The sequence below is a fragment of the Pradoshia sp. D12 genome (genome assembly GCF_008935075.1).
In the GTDB taxonomy this organism is placed as follows: domain Bacteria; phylum Bacillota; class Bacilli; order Bacillales; family Pradoshiaceae; genus Pradoshia.
This window is the reverse complement of the sequence record NZ_CP044545.1, coordinates 735402-761421: the sequence shown is the minus strand read 5'-3', so window position 1 is coordinate 761421 and position 26020 is coordinate 735402. Positions and strand designations below refer to the sequence as shown.

27 protein-coding genes and 1 pseudogene are annotated in these 26020 nt (G+C 35.4%); 9 read left to right on the top strand and 19 right to left on the bottom strand.

The annotated features are described in order from the left end of the window. Positions 1-177: 177 nt before the first annotated feature. The 4 genes from F7984_RS03715 to F7984_RS03700 form a co-directional block, all read right to left on the bottom strand. A complete protein-coding gene (locus F7984_RS03715) occupies positions 178-1794 on the bottom strand; it encodes an alkaline phosphatase (protein WP_306821540.1) in 1617 nt (538 codons plus the stop codon). Positions 1795-2066: 272 nt separating this feature from the next. After that, positions 2067-2399, bottom strand: coding sequence for a zinc ribbon domain-containing protein YjdM (locus F7984_RS03710; RefSeq protein ID WP_066102117.1), 333 nt, complete (start codon positions 2397-2399; stop codon positions 2067-2069). A 225-nt stretch (positions 2400-2624) separates the two neighbouring features. Continuing rightward, complete coding sequence (locus F7984_RS03705) at positions 2625-3269, bottom strand: protein kinase domain-containing protein (protein WP_225983652.1); 645 nt, start codon at positions 3267-3269, stop codon at positions 2625-2627. Between the two features lie 563 nt (positions 3270-3832). Continuing rightward, positions 3833-4033 carry a cold-shock protein gene (locus tag F7984_RS03700; RefSeq protein WP_066102120.1) on the bottom strand — a complete coding sequence of 67 codons (201 nt, stop codon included), beginning with the start codon at positions 4031-4033 and terminating at the stop codon, positions 3833-3835. Between the two features lie 468 nt (positions 4034-4501). On the opposite strand from F7984_RS03700, the gene F7984_RS03695 reads away from it, so the two are divergent. Next, a complete protein-coding gene (locus tag F7984_RS03695; RefSeq protein WP_066102123.1) occupies positions 4502-4732 on the top strand; it encodes a hypothetical protein in 231 nt (76 codons plus the stop codon). Between the two features lie 115 nt (positions 4733-4847). On the opposite strand, the gene F7984_RS03690 is transcribed toward F7984_RS03695, so the two are convergent. Further along, positions 4848-5030, bottom strand: a complete 183-nt coding sequence (locus tag F7984_RS03690; RefSeq protein ID WP_066102125.1) for a hypothetical protein — start codon at positions 5028-5030, stop codon at positions 4848-4850. A 328-nt stretch (positions 5031-5358) separates the two neighbouring features. Between F7984_RS03690 and F7984_RS03685 the strand changes: the two genes are divergently transcribed. Next, positions 5359-6645, top strand: coding sequence for an Ig-like domain-containing protein (locus F7984_RS03685; RefSeq protein WP_140461113.1), 1287 nt, complete (start codon positions 5359-5361; stop codon positions 6643-6645). Positions 6646-6686: 41 nt separating this feature from the next. Here the strand turns inward: F7984_RS03685 and F7984_RS03680 are convergent, their stop codons facing one another. Next, entirely contained in the window at positions 6687-7088 is a 402-nt protein-coding gene (locus F7984_RS03680) for a cytidine deaminase (protein WP_066102130.1), read from the bottom strand. A gap of 59 nt (positions 7089-7147) precedes the next feature. Further along, a complete protein-coding gene (locus tag F7984_RS03675) occupies positions 7148-8299 on the bottom strand; it encodes an MFS transporter (RefSeq protein WP_139891540.1) in 1152 nt (383 codons plus the stop codon). A 94-nt stretch (positions 8300-8393) separates the two neighbouring features. Between F7984_RS03675 and yeiL the strand changes: the two genes are divergently transcribed. Further along, positions 8394-9056, top strand: coding sequence for a transcriptional regulator YeiL (gene yeiL, locus F7984_RS03670; protein WP_139891541.1), 663 nt, complete (start codon positions 8394-8396; stop codon positions 9054-9056). A 94-nt stretch (positions 9057-9150) separates the two neighbouring features. On the opposite strand, the gene arsC is transcribed toward yeiL, so the two are convergent. The 4 genes from arsC to F7984_RS03650 all read right to left on the bottom strand — a co-directional run bounded on the left by arsC (position 9151) and on the right by F7984_RS03650 (position 11389). After that, positions 9151-9570, bottom strand: coding sequence for an arsenate reductase (thioredoxin) (gene arsC / locus F7984_RS03665; RefSeq protein WP_139891542.1), 420 nt, complete (start codon positions 9568-9570; stop codon positions 9151-9153). Positions 9571-9574: 4 nt separating this feature from the next. Further along, the gene (arsB, locus tag F7984_RS03660) at positions 9575-10666 is read right to left on the bottom strand and encodes an ACR3 family arsenite efflux transporter (RefSeq protein WP_066102138.1); all 1092 of its coding nucleotides are present in this window, start codon (positions 10664-10666) and stop codon (positions 9575-9577) included. Positions 10667-10692: 26 nt separating this feature from the next. Next, positions 10693-10995 (bottom strand): ArsR/SmtB family transcription factor, encoded by a 303-nt coding sequence (locus F7984_RS03655; protein ID WP_066102141.1) that lies wholly within the window; start codon positions 10993-10995, stop codon positions 10693-10695. Positions 10996-11164: 169 nt separating this feature from the next. Beyond that, positions 11165-11389 (bottom strand): hypothetical protein, encoded by a 225-nt coding sequence (locus F7984_RS03650; protein ID WP_066102144.1) that lies wholly within the window; start codon positions 11387-11389, stop codon positions 11165-11167. A gap of 576 nt (positions 11390-11965) precedes the next feature. On the opposite strand from F7984_RS03650, the gene F7984_RS03645 reads away from it, so the two are divergent. After that, positions 11966-14146: a beta-glucosidase family protein gene (locus F7984_RS03645; protein WP_140461112.1), complete on the top strand. Its 2181-nt coding sequence runs from the start codon at positions 11966-11968 to the stop codon at positions 14144-14146. A gap of 64 nt (positions 14147-14210) precedes the next feature. Here the strand turns inward: F7984_RS03645 and F7984_RS03640 are convergent, their stop codons facing one another. Together F7984_RS03640 and F7984_RS03635 are read right to left on the bottom strand one after the other, a co-directional pair. Further along, positions 14211-14900 carry a hypothetical protein gene (locus F7984_RS03640; RefSeq protein WP_225983651.1) on the bottom strand — a complete coding sequence of 230 codons (690 nt, stop codon included), beginning with the start codon at positions 14898-14900 and terminating at the stop codon, positions 14211-14213. Positions 14901-15435: 535 nt separating this feature from the next. Then, on the bottom strand, positions 15436-15636 hold the full coding sequence (locus F7984_RS03635; protein ID WP_066102150.1) for a cold-shock protein: 201 nt from the start codon (positions 15634-15636) through the stop codon (positions 15436-15438). Positions 15637-16491: 855 nt separating this feature from the next. On the opposite strand from F7984_RS03635, the gene F7984_RS03630 reads away from it, so the two are divergent. Further along, the gene (locus tag F7984_RS03630; RefSeq protein ID WP_140461111.1) at positions 16492-17202 is read left to right on the top strand and encodes a YwaF family protein; all 711 of its coding nucleotides are present in this window, start codon (positions 16492-16494) and stop codon (positions 17200-17202) included. Positions 17203-17361: 159 nt separating this feature from the next. Here the strand turns inward: F7984_RS03630 and F7984_RS03625 are convergent, their stop codons facing one another. Both F7984_RS03625 and F7984_RS03620 read right to left on the bottom strand, forming a co-directional pair. Next, on the bottom strand, positions 17362-17562 hold the full coding sequence (locus F7984_RS03625; RefSeq protein WP_066102150.1) for a cold-shock protein: 201 nt from the start codon (positions 17560-17562) through the stop codon (positions 17362-17364). 622 nt (positions 17563-18184) lie between these two features. After that, the gene (locus F7984_RS03620) at positions 18185-18385 is read right to left on the bottom strand and encodes a cold-shock protein (protein ID WP_066102150.1); all 201 of its coding nucleotides are present in this window, start codon (positions 18383-18385) and stop codon (positions 18185-18187) included. 312 nt (positions 18386-18697) lie between these two features. On the opposite strand from F7984_RS03620, the gene F7984_RS03615 reads away from it, so the two are divergent. Continuing rightward, positions 18698-18985, top strand: a complete 288-nt coding sequence (locus F7984_RS03615; protein ID WP_066102166.1) for a hypothetical protein — start codon at positions 18698-18700, stop codon at positions 18983-18985. Positions 18986-19239: 254 nt separating this feature from the next. Here F7984_RS03615 and F7984_RS03610 read toward each other — a convergent pair whose 3' ends face one another. Next, complete coding sequence (locus F7984_RS03610; RefSeq protein ID WP_066102150.1) at positions 19240-19440, bottom strand: cold-shock protein; 201 nt, start codon at positions 19438-19440, stop codon at positions 19240-19242. A 450-nt stretch (positions 19441-19890) separates the two neighbouring features. Next, entirely contained in the window at positions 19891-20895 is a 1005-nt protein-coding gene (locus tag F7984_RS03605; RefSeq protein ID WP_066102169.1) for a DNA/RNA non-specific endonuclease, read from the bottom strand. Between the two features lie 578 nt (positions 20896-21473). Between F7984_RS03605 and F7984_RS03600 the strand changes: the two genes are divergently transcribed. Both F7984_RS03600 and F7984_RS03595 read left to right on the top strand, forming a co-directional pair. Next, positions 21474-21911, top strand: coding sequence for a hypothetical protein (locus tag F7984_RS03600; RefSeq protein ID WP_151675513.1), 438 nt, complete (start codon positions 21474-21476; stop codon positions 21909-21911). A 265-nt stretch (positions 21912-22176) separates the two neighbouring features. Next, on the top strand, positions 22177-22662 hold the full coding sequence (locus F7984_RS03595; RefSeq protein WP_151675512.1) for a hypothetical protein: 486 nt from the start codon (positions 22177-22179) through the stop codon (positions 22660-22662). 524 nt (positions 22663-23186) lie between these two features. Here the strand turns inward: F7984_RS03595 and F7984_RS03590 are convergent. Together F7984_RS03590 and F7984_RS03585 are read right to left on the bottom strand one after the other, a co-directional pair. Then, positions 23187-23744, bottom strand: coding sequence for an Ltp family lipoprotein (locus F7984_RS03590; RefSeq protein ID WP_066102175.1), 558 nt, complete (start codon positions 23742-23744; stop codon positions 23187-23189). Positions 23745-24047: 303 nt separating this feature from the next. Further along, positions 24048-24683, bottom strand: a pseudogene (locus tag F7984_RS03585) (SpoVR family protein); the annotation flags it as partial. A gap of 489 nt (positions 24684-25172) precedes the next feature. Between F7984_RS03585 and F7984_RS03580 the strand changes: the two are divergent. Then, positions 25173-25832: a nucleotidyltransferase domain-containing protein gene (locus F7984_RS03580; protein ID WP_192796829.1), complete on the top strand. Its 660-nt coding sequence runs from the start codon at positions 25173-25175 to the stop codon at positions 25830-25832. Positions 25833-26020 lie beyond the last annotated feature (188 nt).

The window sequence follows — 26020 nt, the reverse complement described above, 5'->3', positions numbered from 1 at the left end:
AGCATTCCATTTAGATTATAATGACTATTTCTTTGAATGTAAAATATAAACTCTAATCTTCTTTTGAGAATTCTCCTTTTAATAATTTTTCTTTTAACCAACTAATTAAACGCTAATATAAAAACATTCCTAAAAACAAGAAAGACATTGCACAAAATCGCAATGTCTTTTTTGTAATTATTTTACGAGTAATTTAACAACCTTGCTGCTTTTATCTTTATTCTTCGCTAATACTGTTAATTCTTTACCAGCCTTTTGATTCTTGATATTAATTATAAATTCTCCATTTTCATTAGCTTTTCCAGAACCAATTGTCTCTTTTCCTACTTTAACAGAAATGGTAGCTCCAGGTGCAGTCATTCCTTTTATTTTGGTAGACTTACTGGATACATCTTCGATTGTCAGCGGTAGGTATGGACTGTTTTCTTCTAGAATATCAAAAATAAATTTTGCTTGGTCTGTGTTATCTATTAAACCACTAAATCTATCTTTTTTAGGTCCATATGCAAAGACTGCCACATCGTCCCCAGTGTGTCCGCTTGTTGTCCAACCTGAATTTGAACGTGCATTATAAATGTTCTCAATCGCATTATCAATTTTTGTAACGTCTTTTACACCGTCAATCGGTTCAGCGGCTATCACTACCGTATCTAGCTCTTCACTCGTTAGTTCTAAGCCACTATACTTATTTAGTGTTTCTTCAACAGATTTACCGGCTGCTATTTCTGCTGCCATGAAGTCTGGGGTTCTTTTTGCGCTTTGGACCGGTTCAGGAAACCAATTATATTCTCCGTTTGCTCCCATAGTATATCCACCAGTTGAATGGTCTGAAGTAAGGACAACCAAAGTTTCCTTATCTTTTTTAGCAAATTCTATTACAGCTTTAAATGCTTGTTCAAAATCCTCCATTTCGCTCATTGTACCTACAATATCGTTATCATGCGCAGCCCAGTCAATTTGCGACCCTTCTACCAATAAGAAAAATCCATCTTTATTTTTATTTAATTTATTTATTGCAACATTTGTCATTTCTTTTAATGATGGGATTTCTTTAGTACGATCGATCATTTTTGGAAGGCCACCATCCGCAAACAACCCTAGAATCTGTTTATTTTTATCCGAACTCATTTCGTTTTTATTTGTAACGTAACTATATCCTTTATTTTGGAATTCTTCTGTTAGATCACGATCAGTGCGTACAAAATTCTTTAGTCCGCCACCTAACATAACATCCACTTTATGTTTTCCATTAATCATTTCATCAAAATAATCATCGGCAATCTGATCCATATTATGTCTGGAAATATCATGGGCACCAAAAGATGCTGGTGTTGCATGTGTTAATTCAGATGTAGCTACAAGTCCGGTTGATTTCCCAAGCGCTTTAGCTTCTTCCAGGACCGTTTTAACTTCATTTTGATGAACATCTACAGCGATTGCTGCATTGTATGTTTTAACACCCGAAGACATCGCTGTTGCTGCTGAAGCAGAGTCAGTAATGTTTTGCTCCTCATCATCAGCATATGTAGTTTGCATGCCTACCAAATATGAATCAAATGTTGTGTTTTCGATTATTTTTGTGGTTGGATTATCTTTCATATATCTGTGAGCAGCTAAAAATGGGACTCCCATTCCATCCCCCACCATAAAAATGATATTTTTAACTTCTGTTTTTTTCTTTCCTGCCGCTTCGGCATGTTCTTTTTTTTCAAGAGATAGAAAACCGGTACTTAAACCAATAAGCAAACATAGCGCTATAAATACAGATAAAACCTTTTTGTTAACCGCTTTCAATTCATCCACTCCCTAAAATAGTTTAACTATTATAAAGTATACATGTTAATTATTGGAATAAAGTTACAGAATATATAATATTATGTTAAAATTTGTTATCTATATATTTTTATTTACATTTTTTGCTACTAAATTCATAAGTATCTTTATGAATATTACATTTACATGACATAACGTGTTAAAAGACCTACTATTTTCTCACTTTTCAACATTAATCACAGCAAAAAGGCGTTCAACAAATATTTTGTTGAACGCCTTTTTAAAAAGATTATTTAGATTTTCTTAACAAATTCTGATTTTAATTTCATTGGTCCGAAGCCATCGATTTTACAATCAATGTCATGATCAGCATCCACGAGACGAATATTCTTCACCTTAGTACCTTGTTTCAAAACCGAGGAGCTTCCTTTTACTTTTAAATCTTTGATAACAGTAACAGTGTCACCATCATTTAAAATATTCCCGTTAGCATCTTTATACACTTTCACATCTTCACTTTCAGATTCTAACGTCCACTCATGCCCGCATTCCGGACAAACTAAAAGCGGACCATCTTCATATGTGTATTCAGAATTACATTTAGGGCAATTTGGCAATGTTGTCATATTATTAACCTCCGAGCAATTAATACTATCTATACACTAATAGTATTCGCATTTTACATATTTTCATGTTTATCCATAAAGTAGATTATAACCATGACAACCAGCCTTTTAAAAGTAGTGTTTTATTGGTAAATAGCCACAATATATTTAGGTTGAGTTGAAATAAGGTTTCTATTTAACATTTTTGCTTCATGACTCTCCCTTTCAACTGTACGCACAAAATATCTACTCGGTAGAATCAAATAAAACCCGTATTGGCTTTGGGAGAAATCTTCTTTTATAAATGAATGACGTCAAATTGAGGATGAAGGTTGGAACTTTTTTAGGGAAATATTTTTTTGAGTACATCTGAAAATACGCTCTCTTCAAATCTTTCCACTGGTTATCTTTTTCCTGTTGCATGAAACGAGCAACATCAATCACTTTTACTCCTCCATCAGAAGTAATGATAATATTTTTAAGATGTATATCAGCGGGATTTAATCCAACTTCCTCCGCCATTTTTAAAGCTTTGCTTATCTCTTTAACTTTCTCTTCAGGTACAAAAATACCTTTTTGTAGACATTGAAACAATGTATAGCCCTCAATAAAATCAATGATAATATAATTATTACCATCATCATATAACGACGGATAATAATCTATATGCTGCAATTTACGGTAAATGGTCGCTTCTTCAAGGGCTATTCTCTTTTTATGAGGAAAATATATTTTTAAAGCCAAATCCTTATCTTTAATTTTAAATACAAAAGCACTCCTGCCTGTACCTATTAGTATTAGATTCTGGCTATATTTAATTAATCTTGGTTTAGATCCATTCATTTCAATCTCTACACTATCTGCTAAAGCTTTATAGGATATAGTAAACACCTCATTTTAAAATAAAAACCCCATATCATATAAGTCCAAAACTATCTAGGCTTATTTGAAATGGGGACTTCCTTTATTAATATTAAGAATTAGTATCATTATACTATATACCTTTGAAGTAATTAAAATTTCTGCTTTATATTATTTATTGGGTAAAAAAAACTATTCATTTAGAGATGTCCAAATTAACAATATCCATTTTTTCTTCAGCACTGGTAAACAGTTTATAAGATAGGTGAAAAGATTTGAAAATCTGTATATTAGAATATTCCAGATTACTTTTTGATAATGTCATTTTGTTTTAACAACAAGAAGTTTTAAAGCCTTACAGCATATCAATTATTCGTATATTTCTATTAAAGAGATATACGAACTCCTAAAATACCTAAAGGGGATTAGTATATCCTATCCTACACTAAGTTCCATTTGTACATTTTACTTGTTGAGCATATGGCTGAATAAAGGCCCTATTCCATATGGAATAGAGCCTTTCAGAATGCCTATTTCGTTATTAAATCAAAGAAAGACTCTCAAGGGAGAGTCTTTCTTAATAGCTTTGGCTATTATGCTTTTTGAACATTAGTAGCTTGGGGTCCACGTTGACCTTGTTCTACTTCAAATGTTACACTTTGACCTTCGTCTAAAGATTTGAAACCTTCGCCTTGGATTGCTGAGAAATGTACAAATACATCTTCTCCGCCTTCGCGTTCGATAAATCCAAAACCTTTTTCTGCATTAAACCATTTAACTTTACCTTGTTCCATGTTTGTTGCCTCCCAGTGTGTATATCACACAATGTATTAATATCCTTGCTCAAATTACCTTAGACGAAAAACAAAATCTTTTCTCAATCTGCTTAGAACAAAAATAATTCTTCTTAAGAATAACATGCTTTATAAAAATTAGCAAATTTTAGAATCTAAATGATAGAAACTACTTAAAATTATTTCAAGACAAATATAAAAAATCCTGCTTTAATACTCCTCATACTAGAGAATGGGTAATTATCTTTATTTATTCACAGTTTCATCTGCTCCTGTTCTAGATTATATCCATAAATCAAGGCTGATATATTCCCCATTTTCTTTATTATCATTTCTGTATTTTCAGAAAATAACAAATTGATTGGAAGTTAACAAGAAGACCATAAGTATCTAACAGGTATGTTAGATATACAGAATCAAAAAAATATTATGCTAGTATAAAATCAAGAAAACTATGAGGTGACTATTATGAAGGAAACTATCGTAAATACAAGCTTAAAAAGCATGATTAATATAGAAATCTTAAAGGCTGCAAAGGCGGTTGACTCGGCTACAGATTCCTCTGAATACTATTATAAAATCAAGGAATATAAAAGAGCGAGAAAATTAAAAGAACTAATATCCGAATTAAATAAAGGTAATGATTATGTCTTACAAAGATTAAATGAACTATCCAACAGAAAATCAGCTTCTATATAAAAGTCAGCAGACAGGCTGACTTTTATCTTTTTTTATAAATTGGTATCCTATAAAGACCAGTAAAAAGGACCTTTCCACTGTAGATCTAAATCTCGTAAAATTAACAACCAAAGATTTAGTTCTTTACTTGAGTAAAATTCTTTAGATATTCGCTTTCATTTACAGATATCACTTTTTTTAAATCCGTCGTTCTTAATACAAACTCCTTAACACCAATAAATTCAGATTCTGCAATCAAATAAAACTCTGTTTCTTTTTTAAATCCCTTAAACGGTCTGTTTAATCTAAATAACTTCATTAAATAACTCCTGGCGATCAATTAAAATTCGATAAATAATTCCTGTCCATCTTCTGTTTCATAAAATTATTGCAACAATTTATTATACTTTACTAAGAGCTGCAGTACACTTCGAATTCAAGCTTCTTAAGTCAAATACAAAGTACCATATTTAAAAAAATGTTGGTTACAAAGGTATTGGTGAACAATGGACTAATTTCCCCCTTGATTCTAATACATTCTTCCTCTATTTTGCATTTAGGACACCCTGAATATTTTTCCATATTTATAGTCTACTAGAACGGGTAAATTAATTATAACAATATAATAATATCTGGAGGTGTGCAAAATGTTGGTTTTTCTTGTACTAGCCTTAATTATTGCCTTTATAGCCTTTTTGATATTATCCATTATTGGCTTTATCAAGAAGAATGGGAAAGGTAAAAAGAATTTAATTCTAGCGGGTGGCTGCTTTCTAGCTTCCTTTGTTTTTCTTATCATTGAATCCATTGTAAACCCTATTCCTATGGAAATCAGCCTGAATGTAACAAGTGAAATACCTGAAGAAGTGAAAACTACTCAGGATACTATCACTATTAAAGGTACTGTAGAACATGCTGATCAATTAAAGGTTAATGGTAAAACTGTAACTATCAAAGAAGACAGCTTTTCTACTGATGTGGTACTTGAGGAAGGAGAAAACCCAATTGTCATTTATGCCAATAACGAAGAGTATAGTAAAGAGTTAAAGTATGAAGTAATGAGAGCGTATCCACCTATCGATTTGAATATTTCATATGATAGTCATATAGAAGTGCCTTCTTATACTTTAAAAGGCACCGTACAACCTGGGGCAACCGTCATATTAAATAAAGATGGCACAAAAAATGGAGAAGTTACCGCTGATGCAAATGGCACATTTTCCTTCAAACTTGATACAAAAGCTGAAGGTACCTACAACTATGTTGTAGATGCTAATAAAGAGGGATATACAGAAGAACATTTGAACATTTCCATAAACAGAACAATCCCTAATATTCCTCTTACTGTTACAAATGATAGCCAGATACAAGCACCTTCCTATACGATTAAAGGTAAAACAGAACCTGGTGCAACAGTAACGATTATGAAGGATGAAAAAAAGCTGGATCAAGCTACTGCCGGAAAAGATGGGACTTTCTCCTTTAATGTAAATACAAAAGAAAAAGGTGAATATAAATACACCATAAAAGCTACTAAAGAAAATTTCAAGGAACAAACAAAAGAAGTGGCTTTTACAAGAACCTTATCAGCAAAAGAAGAAGCACAAGCTAAGAGAGCAAATGCTAAAACCATTAGTTTTGACAAGCTGAATAAAAACCCTGACCGCTACAAAGGTGAATATGTAAAATATAGAGGTGAAATTGTTCAAATAATGGAAAGTGATGGAATGACTGCAATTCGTCTTTCTATTACTCCAACCTCTTACGGCTGGTCTGTATCTGATATTATTTATGTAGCTTACCTCGGTTATACAGATTTTGTTGATGAAGACGTTGTCACTATTTATGGTGAAGTAAACGGTTCCTTTACTTATACATCTCAAGCAGGATGGGATATTACACTCCCATTAGTAATTGCAGATTCCATTGAATAAATAAGAGAGAGCCAGGTGGCTCTCTCTTGTCATTGCATTCATTACATATCTAATTCTGTAAAAGCATATGGCACTAATTCTTTTAAAGTCAATTCTTTACATTCTTTCTTTGCATTCGTTAAATAAACTGGCATGTCAGGAGAACAAAATTCAACTAAAACCTGTCTGCAAATACTGCAAGGCGGTAAATAATCCTCTGTGGCCCCTGAAATAGCTATCGCCTGAAAATCACCTTTTTGATAACCTTTTGTAATTGCCGTAAAAATGGCTGTTCTTTCTGCACAGTTTGTTGCACCAAAAGATACGTTTTCAACATTTACACCATTGATAATACTTCCATCTTTAAGTAAAAGGGCAGCCCCAACAGGAAATTGAGAATACGGCATATAAGCATTTGATTTTACAGCACGGGCACTTTCCAATAATGTTTCTTTATTTACCATCTAGATCATCTCCAATTACAATAAATTGAAAAGACACTCATTTATACGATTGTACCAAATTAATAACGATATTTTCTTCTTGTCACTAAAATGATTATAATTGCTGGCAATGTAAAAATAGCCATTCCGGCAAAAGAGAGTCCTGGAGAAATATCATATAAAAATCCTCCTGCCAGTGTCAATATCGCTGTGCTAAAACTCATAGCAAAAGCCGAGTATACACCTTGTGCATTGGAATTTTGCTCTTTTGGCAGCGAGTTTGTTATATAAAGGATAAATGCATAATGTGCCAAAGCAAAGGATAGTGCATGCAAACTCTGCGATAACATGAAAATCCAAACATTCGGGAATACAGCTACCAATAACCAGCGCAGAGTTGATCCAGCAGCAGCTACCAATAATAAAGAAGATGGCTGCCATTTTCTAAACAGATGATCAGCCTTCGCAAAACAGATGATCTCAAAAATAACAGCAATATTAATGATCATACCGATATAGTATGTGTTTACACCTAAATCCTGTAAATAAATATAGCCATAATTATAATAAGATGCGTGAGCACCCTGAAGTAAAAATACGATTAGCAAAACAATTGAGAAGCTTTTAATCTTCCATAAGCTGCTCATTTTCATTGTATTTTTACTTTCATTTTTGATCGGTTTTTCAGTTAGTATATCCGGGCTAGGTAAAATATACTTGATAAGCATTAAAACAAGCATGAACATCATTGCCCATAAAATCCCACTATCCCCAAAATACCCAGTAACCATACTAATTACTAGCACAGAGACAATGAATCCAAGAGAGCCATATGAGCGAGCTTTTCCATATGCCCCATCCCCCTGTCTCATTAAAATACTAGCAGTACCTTCCACTGCGGGAAGTAAAGTTGGATAAAAGGCACTAAAAATAAGAGTGACAACAAATAGGGAAGTAAATGATGTCGATGGTATATATAGGATTGTCACTGCTAATGAGCAGATAATTAAAAGGAAAGCGACTTTATGAGCACTCCAGTATCTGGAGGCGATTGGATAAACAAAGAGCGCTGATAGCCCTCGTACCACCAATCCAAATCCCATAATTAAGCTTGCTTCTGATACTGTCAATCCTTTTCCTTGTACAAGATAACCTGTCCAATAAGGTAAAAATATACCCCATGTCATAAAAAATAAAAAAAAGTTCTGTGAAAACCAACGCGGATTGTTCATTCTTTCTCCCTCCATACTTATTGCATCATAGCATGTTTCACGCTTACAATAATGTGAGATATCTCATATTTTTTTAATAATTTGGAGGAAAAAAGTGCAGATTTTATCTGAACCATTGCGCAGCCAATATATTGATTTAAACAGTATCCAACCCTTTTCCAGTGTCTCGATAAAACCATTTATTCAAGTCCATGAATTTGAGCGTGGTGAATTCATTTACAAAGAAGGTTCTATACCAGAGTATCTATACCTTATTGTTGAAGGGAAAGCGAAACTATATATCACGCTTGAAAACGGAAAAGTATCTCTCCTTAATTTTATTGAAGCACCGTCACTTATTGGCGAACTCGAATTATTGGGAGTAGAGCAATATTCTATAGGGGTCCAAACATCAACAAAAACGGTCTGTTTAGCTATTCCCATGCATATATGTAAAAATCAATTATTAGAAGATCCGGTTTTCCTGAGGCATTTGTCCATATTTTTAAGCAAAAAAACACATTATCTTTCATTTAAATCTGTCCAAACTCAAATTTATCCGCTCGAAAATCGGTTAGCTTCATTTATTTTAATGTCAGCTGAAAATGATTTTTACAAAGAAAAACACACAGAAGTCAGTGAATATTTAGGAGTTTCCTACCGTCACTTATTACATGTTATCTCACAATTCTGTAAGGGAAATCTTATAAAAAAATATGATCGTGGCTATATCATTTTGGATAGGGAGCGGCTTCAGGAATTAGCTAAAATTGATTAATGATACATATGTTGTCCAATTCACTGCCTAAGTAAAAAAAGCTAATCTAAATGATTAGCTTTTTTCATTACATTATCTTTAATAATTAACAGGCTTATTCCCCAGTTTTAGCAAACCAATCAATCCGATCCCTTATCTCATCGCGTACCCTTTGGAAGAATGCCCATTTTTCTTCCTCACTTCCTTCCGCTTTTGCCGGATCATCAAATCCCCAATGAACTCGTTTTACTCTGGGCGGTGTTACTGGGCAATGTTCATCTGCATGCCCACATAAAGTTACGACCAAATCTGCATGATTTAAAATATCCGGATCAATCACATCTGAAGTGTGATTAGTTATGTCTATATTTACTTCCTGCATCGCTTTCACTGCATTCGGATTTAATCCATGGGCTTCAAGTCCAGCACTTTTGACATTCCAGTCAGGCAGGATTTCCTTTGCCCACCCTTCCGCCATCTGACTGCGACACGAATTACCTGTACATAAAAAATAAAGTGTTTTTTTCTTTGGCATTAAATTATTCCCCCTGATTGAACTTTTGTTCAGACGTTTCTACTTTGTTCCTATGGAAGTATTTCTTTTCCCAGCGCAGTGCTACACTTACAAGTGCAATCAAAACAGGAACTTCCACCAATGGACCGATAACAGCTGCAAAAGCTACGCCGCTATTAATCCCAAACATAGCAACCGCAACTGCAATTGCCAATTCAAAGTTATTACTCGCTGCTGTAAAGGATAACGATGCCGTTACAGGATAGGATGCTCCTGCTTTTCTTGAAGCAAAAAATGATACAGCAAACATGATTAAAAAGTAAATGAGCAATGGTATAGCAATTCGAATGGCATCCAATGGGAGTTCAACAATTTTATCTCCTTTTAAGGAGAACATCATCACAATCGTAAATAATAAAGCAATAAGTGTAAGAGGAGAGATTTTAGGTAAAAAAGATTCTTGATACCACTTTTCCCCTTTTAATTTTAATCCAATGAATCGTGTTGCCATTCCTGCTATAAAAGGAATACCTAAATAAATGAGAACGCTTTTTGTAACTTCCCACATCGAAATGACAACAGTAAAATTCTCCAACCCAAATACGCCTGGCAAGATATTTAAGAAAAAGTAGGCAAATGCCGAATAAAATAGAATCTGAAATACAGAGTTAAAAGCGACAAGTCCAGCTACATATTCTCGGTCCCCGCGAGCCAGATCATTCCAAACAATAACCATAGCTATACAACGCGCAAGACCAATCATAATCAGGCCGGCCATATACTCAGGATAATCATGTAAAAAGATAATTGCTAAGAAGAACATTAGAACCGGACCGAGCAACCAGTTTTGGAATAAGGATAGCAATAATACCTTCCAATCCTTAAATACACGCCACATCTCTTCATACTTCACTTTTGCCAATGGCGGATACATCATTACAATCAATCCAATAGCAATTGGAATGGATGTCGTCCCTACGGACATAGTATCTAACATTGTTTTAAAATCAGGTACTAACAGCGCAATTAAAATACCCACTGCCATGGCTGCAAAGATCCATACCGTTAAATATCGATCTAAAAAAGACAGCCTTTTCGTCACACTTTTTTCTGCCATCTGGTTCTCCCCCACTCTTTGTTGATTTAACAATCTGATGAACAGCATTTCACACTAATTGGCTCCAGCTGGTCAATGATTGCCTGAATATACGGCTGTTGAGTTTCATTTAGGCGAAAATGTTTCCATGTGCCTTTTTTTCTTTCCAGAATAATTCCTGCATCTTTCAACTTTTTCACTTGTTGGCTGACTGCAGGCTGGGAAATTTGAAGAACATCCACAAAATCACAAACACATACCTCTCCCTTTTTCAGACAAGCCAATAATTTTAACCGATTCGGGTCACTGACTGCTTTTAATTGCTGAGCCATTTGCTCAATTGTATTCATATATACCTCCTTTATATAACCAAACGCTTATATAAGACATTACTTATATTATATGACTTAATAATTAAAATCAAGAAAATAAAAAACAGTAAGCTAAAGTATCACCAGCTTACTGCTTCAACTTTCCAAAACCATAAGTAAAATCTCTTCTCGACTAGCAGTATTCTTATTAAAAATATCCACCTATACCAATAACCAGGTAAAACACAATGATTCCTGCTATCTTTGCCTTTGACTCTCTACTTTTAATAAGCAAAGCTGCACAAAGAATAGTAAACAGTATATAGGCGATTAATCTTAACTGCCCCGTATAGGGACCCATATTATGTAATAGAAAAACAATGATTGATATAAAGGCAAGTAGCCAATAAAACCATTTTTGTAATAAACTCAAATTACCGTCCCCTTATATGTTATTAGAAATACTCCTCAATCACGATATTATGAGTTCCGTCTTTTTCTTATCTTTACTATAGATCTTTTAGTATCATTTAACCCTTTCTTCAAGAGGTAGTTTAATATTTTGATTCTCTGTTTACCCTATTAGACTTTTTTCTCATAACCACTGCCCTAGTTGTCCTTATAATATATAAAACCAGAAACAAAGATTTCCATCTACAATCTTTATAACTACTAACCCATCCGTTTGCTTTTTTGACGAAGACTTCTACCATCAAAACTCATTTATTCGATTTTCCACTTTAATAAATAGCATATAACTAAAATATCTACTAATAAAACAAAAATAGTACGAGTAAAAGAATGATAAAAAAAATATAATTTACACATTGAAACCAAATCATAAAAGAGAATTCCGCAGATCTAACAAAGGAAGTCTCATTTGCTTTACTTAGGATTTTATAGAATTATCTGGTTATCTTAAATATGTAAGCGGTTTAGACTATCAGATAAAAAGTATTAGAAATAATACGTTTATTTTTATAAAAATATTGTGTTAGGAGTGTTCAACATGAATAATCAACATACTACTGATACAGAAAAGAATGGACAGTTTCCATGGATGGACAAGTCATTGTCACCACGTGAGCGTGCTGAAAAGCTTGTAGCTGCAATGACATTAGAGCAAAAAATTGCCCAACTTCACGGCGCCATGAATACGATTAATATTTATGATATGCCATCTATGGATGAAATGAATGCCATGAGCCCTGAGGAACAAGATCGACTTATGGCCCAAATCCAGGTACAGCGCCATGTAAAAGGTATTGAAGAGTTAGGAATTCCACGTTTTCGTATTACCAACGGCCCTGTAGGCGTAGGTATGGGTGACGGACACCCAAGTCCACCAGCTACAGCATTGCCAATGTCCATCGGTGTTGCGGCTGGCTTCGATCCTGAGCTCGCACGTGAGTACGGTAATATCATTGGTTCTGAAACTGCAACACTTGGCCAGCATGTACTTGAGGGCCCAGGGGTTTGTTTACACAGAACACCAATTGCCGGACGTAACTTTGAATATTTTTCAGAAGATCCATATCTATCCGGAGTGATGGGCGTCGAGATTACAAAAGCTATCCAAGAACACGATGTTATCGCCATGGGTAAACATTATGTAGTTAACGACCAGGAGTACGAACGTTTCCGTACGAGTGTTGAGTTGGATGAGCACGTATTGCGCGAGCTTTACCTACTACCGTTCGAAATGTTGGTAAAAGACGGTGATATCGCTGCAATCATGAGCGCATACAACCGTGTTCGTGGTGTATACGCAACCGAAAACCGCTATATCCTTAACGATATTCTGCGTGACGAGTGGGGCTTCCAAGGTTACGTACAATCAGACTTCTGGTCATGCCGCTCTGCTGCCGCATCATTGAACGCTGGTATGGACCATGAAATGCCTGACGCTAAATGGTTAAACGAGACGAACGTCAAGAATGCACTCCAGGATACTAGCCTCGAGATTGAAACTGTTGACCGTGCATTGGTTCGCCGCTATACGCAAATGTTCCGTTTCGGTCAATTCGAGCGTCCTTACAATCCTGGTGAGATTGATGCAAAAGGCCATGGCGCCATTTCTCGTAAAATCGGCTCGCAGGCTGCTGTCCTTCTGAAAAATGAAGGTGAAATGCTTCCACTTGATCCGAAAGCTTATGACTCCATCGTAATCATTGGTCAATCTGAGTACGTGGATGACGCCTGCAACGGTGGTGGCGGTTCATCCAAGGTTACTCCGCTCTACACGGTACCACCGGTAGAAGGCATGCAAAATGTCCTTAAAGGTCTTGGTTCACACACGTCAGTCAGCAAGGTTACTGTCGCTAAAGATCTTTCAAATCTTGACGAAGCCAAAGAAGCTGCTGCTAAAGCTGATATGGTTATTCTAATGGCCGGCTTAGTTGCCTCTGAAGGTTTTGATTTACCTAGTCCAAACATGCTAAATGATCAGAATCGTATGATCGAAGAACTATTGGATATCAACCCGCAAACGGTTGTAGTCATGAAAGACAGCAGCCCTGTCATGATGCCATGGATCCAAAAGGCTAAAGCTGTTCTTGAGGCATGGAACCAAGGTACTGAAGATGGTCACGTCGTTGCCGATTTACTCTTTGGCGTTGTAAATCCATCCGGTAAAGTTCCTACCACATACGCAGCTTCTGAGGATGATCTTTTGTACGCAGGCAGACCTGAGCGCTATCCTGGTACAGATGAAGGCAATGGCTTCCCGGTTATCCGATATTCTGAGGGCCTTAACATGGGTTATCGTTGGTTCCAATCCCAAGGAATTAAGCCATTATTCCCGTTTGGATACGGTCTATCCTACACATCCTTTGAGCTTTCCGAATTCTCAGTAACACCATCACAAACAGATGGCAAATCCCCGATTACGGTAAAGGTGACCGTAACCAACACAGGAAAAGTTGCTGGAGCTGAGGTTGTTCAAGTATATCTAGGTATTCCTGTCCAAGGACAGCCACCTAAGCGTCTTGTTGGTTTCCAAAAAGTTTACCTAGAGCCTAATGAGTCACGTGAAGTTAGCATCACGATTGACCCAACTGCTACGAACCATCCAATGGGTGTATGGGACTACTACGAACACGATTTCGTGGTGAAACCTGGCGAGTACACTGTATATCTTGGTACATCCAGCGAAGATACTCCATACAAAGAAACAGTAGTCGTTGAATAAATAATATTAATTAATAGTTAGAAGGATTGAATCAACAATAAGATTCAATCCTTTTTTCTTGCTCTTAAAATAAGTTTTCCAAATGGAAGTACTCTATTAAAGGCTTTTTTCTTCCCTCGTTATGCCATTTATGATATTCTTTCAAAACTTGTTTGGGGTCATTATTAGCAACCTCTTCAACCAAATACTTTACTGCAAGAAAGCTTCGCCAGTAATCGAACATAATACTTGTTAAACTCCCTTGATAACTGTCACTTCCGAACTCCTCTAACGAATGGTTACCATATTTGTGCTTAAACAGACCCATCAATTCTATCTCAATATTTGTAATCTGCTTATTTTCTGTATCAGTTAGTAAGTATTTTCTTGATAAGTACTCACACATTCCTTCCTCAAACCAAATACTGTTCTCTCTCTCATCATCAAATTCATCCAAAAACAAATCGGAGTGATGGGTTAATTCGTGTCCAAGTATAGTTAATATATGGTTTTCAGACATATTAGTATAGAAGTCTTCTATTTTAGAATGTTTCTTTCCCTCTAATTGTGTAAGAAATAACCTCCTCCAGCTTACCAAATCAGGAGAAAGATAAATGAGATCTTTATTTGTAAAGGCTGGGATCGGTATATTGGAAAAAACAGTTGTGGCTAGTTCATCTGTTGTCCATACAACTCCTTTTGGCAATTCTTTGAGCTCATAATGATTTACTAATTCAAGCTGATAGCCTTTTATGTTTTTTGGAAAACCTCTCAATCAAATATTTGTATTCCTGAAAATCCTCTTCTTTCTCAAATGCAAATATATGCTTCAACACCAAAGACTCCCTCTACTATAAAATTCAAGTTAAACCTTGATATTATTTTAAATGAATTTTCTGTAAATAAATAGAAATAAGAAATCCTCTTATTAAATTATTTTGTTGAGGGAAAATCAGGCGCTATGATTATAATGTGTAAGAAGGAGTTGCCTTTTCCGTATTCAGAGCATAATAATTCGGTTGGAAGTCCCTTTATTCACTGGATGAGGAAACATTAGAAGATGTCCACGTGACTAATAAATAGAGCCAAAAGTGGGATAGAAGATTTGATAAAAAACCCCTTGCAAGTAAGCAGGTTTAAATTAGGGATTATTCAATCACTGTGCTATACTTAGCCTACCATTTGCTATACAGTTTCGTTCTTTTGTTGTCTAAGCTCTATTCATTTCTTGAATAGGGCTTTTTTATTGCGCAAATTGATTTAAAAACAAAAAAAGACCCTGCATATGCAGGGTCTTTCATTAGCTCTTATTAAGCTTTTTGAACGTTTGTAGCTTGTGGGCCACGTTGTCCTTGTTCTACTTCAAACGTTACACTTTGACCTTCGTCTAAAGATTTGAAACCTTCGCTTTGGATAGCTGAGAAATGTACGAATACGTCTTCTCCGCCTTCACGTTCGATAAATCCAAAACCTTTTTCTGCATTAAACCATTTCACTTTACCTTGTTCCATAATTGTTGCCTCCTAGTGTGGATGTCCACACAATGTGTTACTATCCCTGCTCAAATACCTTAGACGAAAATCAAAATCTCTTCTCAATCTGAAACCGAACAAAAATAATTCTTCTTAAGAATAACAGGTAATTCCAATAATAGCAAACTATACGACCTCACCTTTTATAATTGGATATTTATCTATGATGCAATATATACTCTGAAACATTCAAGATGAACAACCACATGATATAACCCGTTTCGCAGAAAAATATAATTTGCCTGCGACGGAGAGAGGTTATCCTAAAAATAAGTGGTGATACCTCCTCGACCAATGGTAAGGGGGTATTCTCTAATGGTTAAGACACCAATAACGAGGGAAAAAGCCACATTTCCTTCGGCTAAGATAATGGTTTACTCTCATTCTAAGGGAATTTAAACAGATTCATCCCCTAGTCTGACTTAATCTTGAGATTCAAAGTAATCCTGTATAAAATATATTCTCACCAATGATCATTCCCATGTAGAGTATATATAGACATCTTGTTCATTAATAGGAAAGGTAGATATTGAAAGAATTAGAAAATTCCAACCGATTGTTTGTCGTGCCGATTATTGCTATTTTAATATTAGGGATTATTTTTATGACAGCCGTATTGCCAATGGTGAAAATGGAGACTTATTCTTTAGCCATGAAGTCATTAATAGTTTATAGTGTTGTTCTTCTTAGGGTGCTATTCGTGGCACTTATATTAGTTTGGATATCAATAATTTAGTAGAAAAAACAGATACGAAATATTCATCATAATAAATCCAGCCATTTTGCGCTTTTGCCAAAATGGTTCCTTCATGAAATAAAAAGGAAGGTAGAAAAATGGGATTTTCATTATTTGGACCATATCATATTGCATGGCTCATTATAATAACGTTGACCGTTATCAAGGTTAGTAAGCATTTCAATAAATTAGATGCCAAAAGTCAGAGTATTGTACAACAAAGAATCGCATGGTTTATTTTATTATTTGAGATAATTAAGAATATCTATTTGATTAACAGAAATGAATTTACAGTTGACTATCTACCGTTTGAATTATGTAGTTTTGCGATTTTTGCGATTTTATATCATGCCTATACAAATAGCTTAATAATTGGTGAAAAGCTCTATAACTTATTCTTACCTGGTGCAATTGCAGCTTTATTATTTTGTAACTGGACACATCGCCCGATTTATGAATTTATGAGTTTATTTAGCTTTATTTTTCATTTTGCACTTGTTATGTATTGTGTCATGGTGTTATACGCTGGGATTGTAAAACCAAATAAAAAAAGAATAGTAGGTTCAGTCCTATTTTTAGCTGTGACAGGATCAATTATCTATCCATTAAATAAAATATGGGATACAAACTTTATGTTCTTAAATGTCCCCTCACCTGGTTCCCCACTTGTTCCGCTTGAAAAGGTACTTGGGAATCCCGGGTACATATTTGGTTTAGCTTGTATGATTGTTATTTTATGGGTTTTGATGTATTTACCATGGAATAAGCTTCAACGATTAAAAGAGACTAATGATTTCTCAACTCATTAAAATCGTTACTTCTTTTACTAGGTAATTTTTTTATTACTCGTTAAATTCATATAAAATTTGGAGAGTTGGAAATATGCCCGTGATTAGGGATTTTTGTTGACCAAATTGAATAAAAAACAAAAAAAGATCCTGCATATGCAGGATCTTTCATTAGCTTTATTAAGCTTTTTGAACGTTTGTAGCTTGTGGGCCACGTTGTCCTTGTTCTACTTCAAACGTTACACTTTGACCTTCGTCTAAAGATTTGAAACCTTCGCTTTGGATAGCTGAGAAATGTACGAATACGTCTTCTCCGCCTTCACGTTCGATAAATCCAAAACCTTTTTCTGCATTAAACCATTTCACTTTACCTTGTTCCATAATTGTTGCCTCCTAGTGTGGATGTCCACACAATGTGTTACTATCCCTGCTCAAATACCTTAGACGAAAATCAAAATCGCTTCTCAATCTGAAACCGAACAAAAATAATTCTTCTTAAGAATAACAGGTATATTTAAAAATAGCAAATAATACGACGCTCAACATTAATAATAAGATGTTTATCCGTGTGCAATATACTGCTTGGAAATGTTCTAAAGCTAAAAAGCCAGTGGTCTCTCGCTCTGACTCCTGATTGGTTAGCTGCTCATCACTAGAGGATAGTTGGACCTATATGGGATGTCGACTAAATATATAAATAGTGGCGATCGGCCATCGGAAGAAGTGATGAAGGAAATTCTATTAAATATGTTTAAAGAAGGATTTTCAGTAGATTAGTGACTGCATCGTAAAAAAATAATACAAACAATCCCTTTACAATTAAGTAGGTTTAAATTAGGGATTATTCAAGCACTGTGCTATACTTAGCCTACCATTTGCTATACTAGTTTCATTCGTTTGTTGTCTAAGCTCTATTCATTTCTTGAATAGGGCTTTTTTATGGACCAAATTTTTTATAAACAAAAAAAGATCCTGCATATGCAGGATCTTTCATTAGCTCTTATTAAGCTTTTTGAACGTTTGTAGCTTGTGGGCCACGTTGTCCTTGTTCTACTTCAAACGTTACGCTTTGACCTTCGTCTAAAGATTTGAATCCTTCGCTTTGGATAGCTGAGAAATGTACGAATACGTCTTCTCCGCCTTCACGTTCGATAAATCCAAAACCTTTTTCTGCATTAAACCATTTCACTTTACCTTGTTCCATAATTGTTGCCTCCTAGTGTGGATATCCACACAATGTGTTACTATCCTTGCTCAAATACCTTAGACGAAAATCAAAATCGCTTCTCAATCTGAAACCGAACAAAAATAATTCTTCTTAAGAATAACAGGTAATTCCAATAATAGCAAACCATACGATCTCACCTTTCATAATAGGATGGTTATCCTTGTGCAATATACTGCTTCGAAATGTCTAAAGAATTATGGAATCATTTATGGAGTTAGTAATTGAGAAGGATTTCAAGGATATTACTATAAAAGACATTACGCAACGAGCAACTGTTAATCGCGCAAATTGGAAACAGTCATCAGTGAAGATGTGTTGCAGGGAATATTAAAAGATGTAACTTCACATGAAGCATTTACACCCAAAATTGAAACTATCATAAAAGAAGAACTCGCAAGGGTATTTAAAGATTTATTAAAGAAAAAGTACCCCTCTTCGTCAAATGAAAAAGCAGACTTGCATAGCATTATGATTAGTTGGAGCCTATATGGAATGTCAACTAAATATGTAAAAAGTGGAGACCGTCCATCTGAAGAAGTGATGAAGGAAACTTTTGTTACCTTATTAAATGTTTAATGAAGGATTTTTAAGGAAGCTAGCAGTTATTGTATTCATAAAAAAGATTAGAAAAATACTCCCTTTGCAAGTAAGCAAGTTTAAATTAGGGATTATTCAAGCACTGTGCTATACTTAGCCTACCATTTGCTATACAGTTTCATTCTTTTGTTGTCTAAGCTCTATTCATTTCTTGAATAGGGCTTTTTTATTGCCCAAATTGAATAAAAAACAAAAAAAGACCCTGCATATTCAGGATCTTTCATTAGCTCTTATTAAGCTTTTTGAACGTTTGTAGCTTGTGGGCCACGTTGTCCTTGTTCTACTTCAAACGTTACGCTTTGACCTTCGTCTAAAGATTTGAATCCTTCGCTTTGGATAGCTGAGAAATGTACGAATACGTCTTCTCCGCCTTCACGTTCGATAAATCCAAAACCTTTTTCTGCATTAAACCATTTCACTTTACCTTGTTCCATAATATGTTGCCTCCTAGTGTGGTTGTCCACACAATGTGTTACTATCCTTGCTCAAATACCTTAGACGAAAATCAAAATCGCTTCTCAATCTGAAACCGAACAAAAATAATTCTTCTTAAGAATAACAGGTAATTCCAATAATAGCAAACCATACGACCTCACCTTTCATAATAGGATGTTTATTCGTGCGTAATAGTAGCAGAACCATCACCACAACCTATCGTCATATAGTAGCATCCTCTAATACCTCGTTCACATTCCCTATCCTCATCCTCTAAAAAAGACATCAAATATAAAGCACAGCTCAAATACCATCCGTTTTCCTAACAAAAATAGCTAATGATTGAGTAAACCTATTAATAAAAAATAAGCTTGGGATATCCCAAGCTTATAGATCTTTAACGAAGAACTATTCTCTCGTTCATCTAGTTTGTCTCAGAGTTAAAAGTGTTACTCCCCTACCATTCCATCATTATCGTTATCGCGCATATAAGGATATAACCAATGGTCACTCGTTATGGGCATACTGAAACCTGCATCTTTTGCTTCTTTAATTGTCACTTGTCCATTACCATTCACATCAACACTAGAAATATCACCTTTCGTGTTTGAACTAGTTGAACTACTAGAATTACTTGAACTAGTTGAATCAGAAGGCTTACTTTCTGTTAAACCGAGCGATGCGTTTACTTCATCAGGGTTTACATTGTCAAATTTATCCACAATCTCGTTACCCCTTATAGTATAGGAATACTGGTAATGGGAAGGGACCTGTGTTTTCGTATTCGGATAGGTGATAATTGCTTCGAAATTAGTAGCTCCACCCGCACGACGAATCGCATCTTCCATATAAGCTTGGTCACCATGTCGGTTGAGTGTACTATCCTGCGGGGTAATATTATAAGCATTCGATACCCCGCCGAGAGAATCAGCGATGATATGTCCTTCATCTAAATTATCACTCTCAACACCAGGAACTTTCGCCTCATCAGAGTAGTATCTTCCAGATGATGTTACAGGTTCGCTACGATCATCTTGCAGAATAATTTCGTCAGCAATGACCCGCACTAATTGGCCGTATTCATTCGTAAATGCCCAATATTCACGATCCCCAAAGCCAATGTCAACGACAACGTTAGCTTCACGATATCCAGACAAATCGCCACCATCAACTTCAATCCGTTTGTATCCTGAGAACCGTTCATCCTTTGATTGGTTTTTTGTTTCCTCTATTACCGGTTCATCAACTACTTGTTCCTCTACTGCTGGTTCATCACTAACCGTAGGGGTAGTTTCTTCTTTTTCTTCTTTTTGACTATTTTCTTCTGTATTAACTGTGGTTACTTCTTGTGATTCTTTTTCTACATCTGTAATAGATGTATCATCAGCATTCGAACAACTCACCAAAAAGATAATCGTTAAAAGTGAGATTATATAGTTTATTTTCTTTTTCATTCTAGGACTCCCCTATAATTAACGTTAATAACATGTAAGTAAATATTTTATCACATAATACTATTCTATTTTTACTTTCGTTTTCATTTGCCTTTCATTTCCACGATTTTTGATTTAGGATTCGCTGCATATAAATTAAATAAAGAAAAATAAATCACAACAAAAAAACGCACGCAGATTTCATATGCGAAATATTGTGCGTTTTGGCTGGATATTTACTAATATGTGGCTCACGAGTAATCCCAGCAAGAGAAGTCCAATTAACAAAATGTTCTTCATCTATCTCTTCCTATTGAATGGCATTTTTAAGAATGCAGCTCCATTTTCCAGATTTATCTATTAAAATAATTATAAAGCCTGCTTGAAATAAAGCAATATAAAAACAACCACCTCAAAATTTTAAATAATATTCTTTATAAATAACAAATTTACGGTAAGGTTATTTCGAAATACCAGTTGAATTAAAGTTATGTGGATTATAAGAGGAGGATGAGCAGTATGAACAGTTGGCTAAAGGATTTGGATTGGTTCTGTTCCTTCTGCTAGGGAGCCTGTCCTTTCCCACTACGGGAGAGGCTTTGAGCTGCGCGAAACCTGAACGTGCGGAAAAAGCTTTCAAGAACGCCGATTTCGTATTTAAAGGGATGGTAAAGGAGCAAAAAGGAGACAGTTACATTATTCAAGTGGACATGGTCTATAAAGGGGACCTGAAACCAAGGGCTAAAGTGAAAGACATGATTGGAGATTGGTTACAAGAAACCCTCAAAGAAGGCGGAAACTACCTCATCTACGGACATAAAAAAGGATTACACATTGAGGTTGATCCGTGCGGACGAACAGATGAATGGCCGAAGCTGACAACGGACGTGGAAAAGTTTACAAACGGGGAACTGGCAGATTATGATGCAGATGACTTTTTAGAATATACCCGAAGCCGCGATCAAAGAATTGCTGGTACCATTGCAGGATTACTTCTCTTGTCAAACGTGTGGATTTGGCGAAGGAAACGAAGATAAACCAGCAATAGCTGGTTTTACTTGCTCAACCCTCCTGTAATGTTCCATTGAAATCTTTAGACAAAACAACTCCAGTCTCCCTTCTTCTAAGAATCTTCCTTGCTTAATTGATACAGCCACAATCTCACCAAGAAGAAGGAGATATTAAATGTAAAGAAATATCCTCTAAGCGGATTAACTTCCTTGATGACCAAACAGAGCAGTAGATTTTAATATGATGTGAAACCTGTAAGGTTTAGCATTAACCATGTAGGGGGAAATGTTGATGAACAAATGGTTGAAATGGATTATCGGAATCTTATTGATTTTTACCGTTTCAGGGTGTTTTGCAGAGGATTATGATGTGGGGCTTCCAAGCGCTCGTTTAGAAGTAGGCGAGATGGATGGCCTCCTAGCATACCCGTTAACCGAAGCCAATATCAGCTGGAGCTCGTCGAGTGGCGAAGTAAAGAACGTTGTGTTAGATATTGAAGAATTCGGTCCTAATCAGAATAAAATATTTGCACATCCCAACCAGGAAGCCAGGATTGACATTATTGAAAATGAGGAAAATAGCGGAAGCAGTGGGGCCAGCTGGCCAAACTCCATTGCCGTCACATTGTGGAAAAATGGGGAAGATACCGATCTCGATGTGAATGAAGACGGGGAATTCACCTTCCCTAATACCGAAGGAACCTTCGTAATGGAATTAATTACCAGAAACTCATCAAATAAGGCTCAGTATGTCGGATATGTCGAAATAAAAAAATAGATACCGAAACCATTTAAGTTAAAAGGTCAAAAAATCGTTTTATTACCATTAGATAACTCATTCAATTTCGAAATATTATACTTAACAATAAAAAGGAAGCCAATCGCTGATTGGCTTCTACTTTAACACACATATGAACACTAGAAATTACTCTCATGAAACGGCATCGTTTTTTTCGTGATCTACCTGGCGAATTGGAACCAGGTCACGCAGAACCCACCGAGTCTGCTTTGACCATGAACTGGTTTTTCCCTGTTTGATCAATGGCGTACCATATCCAGGTTCACCTCACCCCGCTCCTCATAGTCGGGTTTACCGGCCAAACCTGCAATACAGGATCATTCGTAGCAAACATTATCCATAAAATTAACAGAAATGAAGTTTTCACCTTTTATTTTTCACACTTTATCTATAATTAGTTTCATAATCTTATGCAAATCATCTTCTGCTATGGATGGATAATGCCTGTAACACCTAACAAAAAGAGTAGCAAAACTGCTACTCTAGTCAAAAAAATTATTCTATTACTCTAGATTATCTATTGCATATTGAGCTTCTTCTGGAGTGAATTTTTCTCCATATTCAGAAACTAATTGGTCATATATAGCGCTTTTTGACATATCCATATCATCAGCATAAGAGTTTGCTTTCTTTAATGCATTTGCATTCCAATCAAATTCAAGATTATTAATAGCATATTGAGCAGCATCAGCAGGGAACTGTTCTCCATATTCAGAAACTAATTGGTCATATATAGCGTTCTTTGACATATGCATGCTCTCAGCATACTGTTCTGCTTTTTTCAATGCAGAACTAAATTCTCTTGAAACACTTACTTTTTCAGTTTTTGCTTCTTCTTTCGGTTCTTCTTTTGCTACTTCTTTAGTAGTTGTTTCTTCTTTTTCTTGTTCTTTGTTTTTAGTGTCATTAACTACACTTGTTTCTTTTACATCAGAAGAATCAACGGCCTTACTCTCCTCATTTTCTTCAGAAGTACCCACTGCTATAATCAATATGATCGCAATTAACCAAACCCACCATTTTTTATAAAATGGCTTTTTCTTCTTTTCTACTGCCCCCACTATATACACTCCTTTATACTTTCTATATAAACCACTTTAGCATATTTTTACTTTATTTACCGATGTTTGTGCTATTTTTCACAATTTATCCATTTGTTTTATCACAAGTATGGTGGCGTACTGGAATACAAGCTTTCTTATGTCACAAATGGAGAGCAGCACTCCTATATTAAAAGAAAAATAATATGAAAAAGTTTATGGCTGTGAATGAATATTTTTAAATAAAGCAAAATTAGGAAAGAGAAATACTGGTTATCCCTAACTGCAAAAAAAGCCAATCTTGGATTGGCTTCTTCTCATCACTCACACATACTTCCGACTCACACTCTTCCCATCATAACTAAACAAAATTCCCTTACCTTCCAACACCGTTTCCATATGAACCGTTCGTCCCCATAAATAATGCATATGCGGCAAAACTTTCTCTAGATATTTTACATCCAGCTCAATATCCTCAAACCAATGCTTCAGGTAAAGTTCCCCATTTTTTAAATAGTCCCCGTCATTCACCGTAATATACGGGAACCCTCCATTGACCCGCATGCCGACAAGCTGATCTCGTACCGCTTTCCATTGCTTATCGACAATCTTATAGTCGCGCCCTTTTTTCTGAAATAGATACATATCCTCGCGCATGACTAAATCCTTTGTGAGGTAATTACGGAGAAAGGAGATATCCGATTCAATCTCCCGCACTTCAAACATTTTCTCACGGCCTGAATTTGGTTTAACCCCTCGCCTTTTCATCTCTTCGTCTGGGTTGTTATACCTCTCTTCAATATCCTCAAACATCTTGATGCCCAAGTAATAAGGGTTAATGCCTGTTCTTGACGGCTGCACCACACCTGCATTGAGCTTCGCAAATTCGATCGATTCCCCGCTTGTTAAATCAAGTTCACGGAGAATGCGTTGGTGCCAGTAGCTCGCCCAGCCTTCGTTCTCCTAAGGATCTTCATTAATGGCGCTATTTATAAACATTATTTCTAATAAAAGAAGGTGCTTTTAAACTGTCTCTGTTATTCCACTAACGCCCCCTATAGTTTAAGTGTACTTGTTCACAAGCTTTTTATTATTTCTGGAATGCTGCTCTTTGGCGGTATAATCCTTAATCACAATGAGACATTCGCCAAAACAAACATAATCTTACTTTCTAAATAACTTATTGGTCCCAGATAACAATTACTTAAACAAGAATAGTGTTATTCCTTCTTCAATTAATGCACTCGTTAATTTAATAAAAGATGATTGAAATGTTTAATGATAATAGAGTTATTTAAAAATGAAACTGTCCCGCCTACCATTTATCGTGTACAGTTATAATAAAAAACTACAAGAAATAAGTCGATTGACTACAGTTACAGTTTTAAAATAGAATTATTTACGCTACTGCATTTACCGCGGCAAAATTAAATAAGGATGGTAATGCATATGATTGAAATGAACGATTGGCTTGAGCAATTTAGTCAAAAACTTATTCAACAATTTGGCGAGGAGATTGTCTTTATAGGATTGCAAGGAAGTAGAGCGAGGGAAGAGGCAAAGCTAGACAGTGATATTGATGTAGTGGTCATTTTTAAAGAACTGACGATTGATCGATTATTATCGTATGAAGTCGTTACCCATACGATGCCAAACCGTCATTTACTTTGTGGTTTTATTTCGGGTGTAGACGAACTCCAAGCTTGGGATAAATCGGATTTATTTACCTTTGTCTATGATACAAAAGCAGTTTACGGTAGCTTGGAATTTTTAAAGAAACATATTCAACCGGAAGATATCAAGCGATTTGTTCGAACAGGTGCAGGAAATAGTTATCATATGACTTTGCACAATTATTTGCACACAAAATCAGTAGAGGCAATTAAAGCTATATTTAAAAATGCACGTTTCGTAATACAAGGAAAGCAATTTTTAAAATCAGAAATATTTCAATCAGATATAGGGGAGCTTATTCTAAATGCAGAAGAGCTTGATCGACAAGTATTAAGCCGTTTTTTAGAGATTCAACAAGGTATGCCTGTTCATTTACAACAAGATACAACGTTAATTTTTCATTGGGCAAAGGAAACGTTACAAGCAATGAAATGATAAAGTCAAAATTGTGCGTTTTTGAACAAATTTTAAAAGCCTTATTACATTTTATGTGTAGTAAGGCTTTTATTTTTCTGTATTAAAATTAAACGACTTTATTATCTTTGTACATATAGTTGCTTAATTCATAATAAAGTCGTTTGGTAATGGTAACATTCACTAGTGGTTTTCTCTTATTGAGCTAG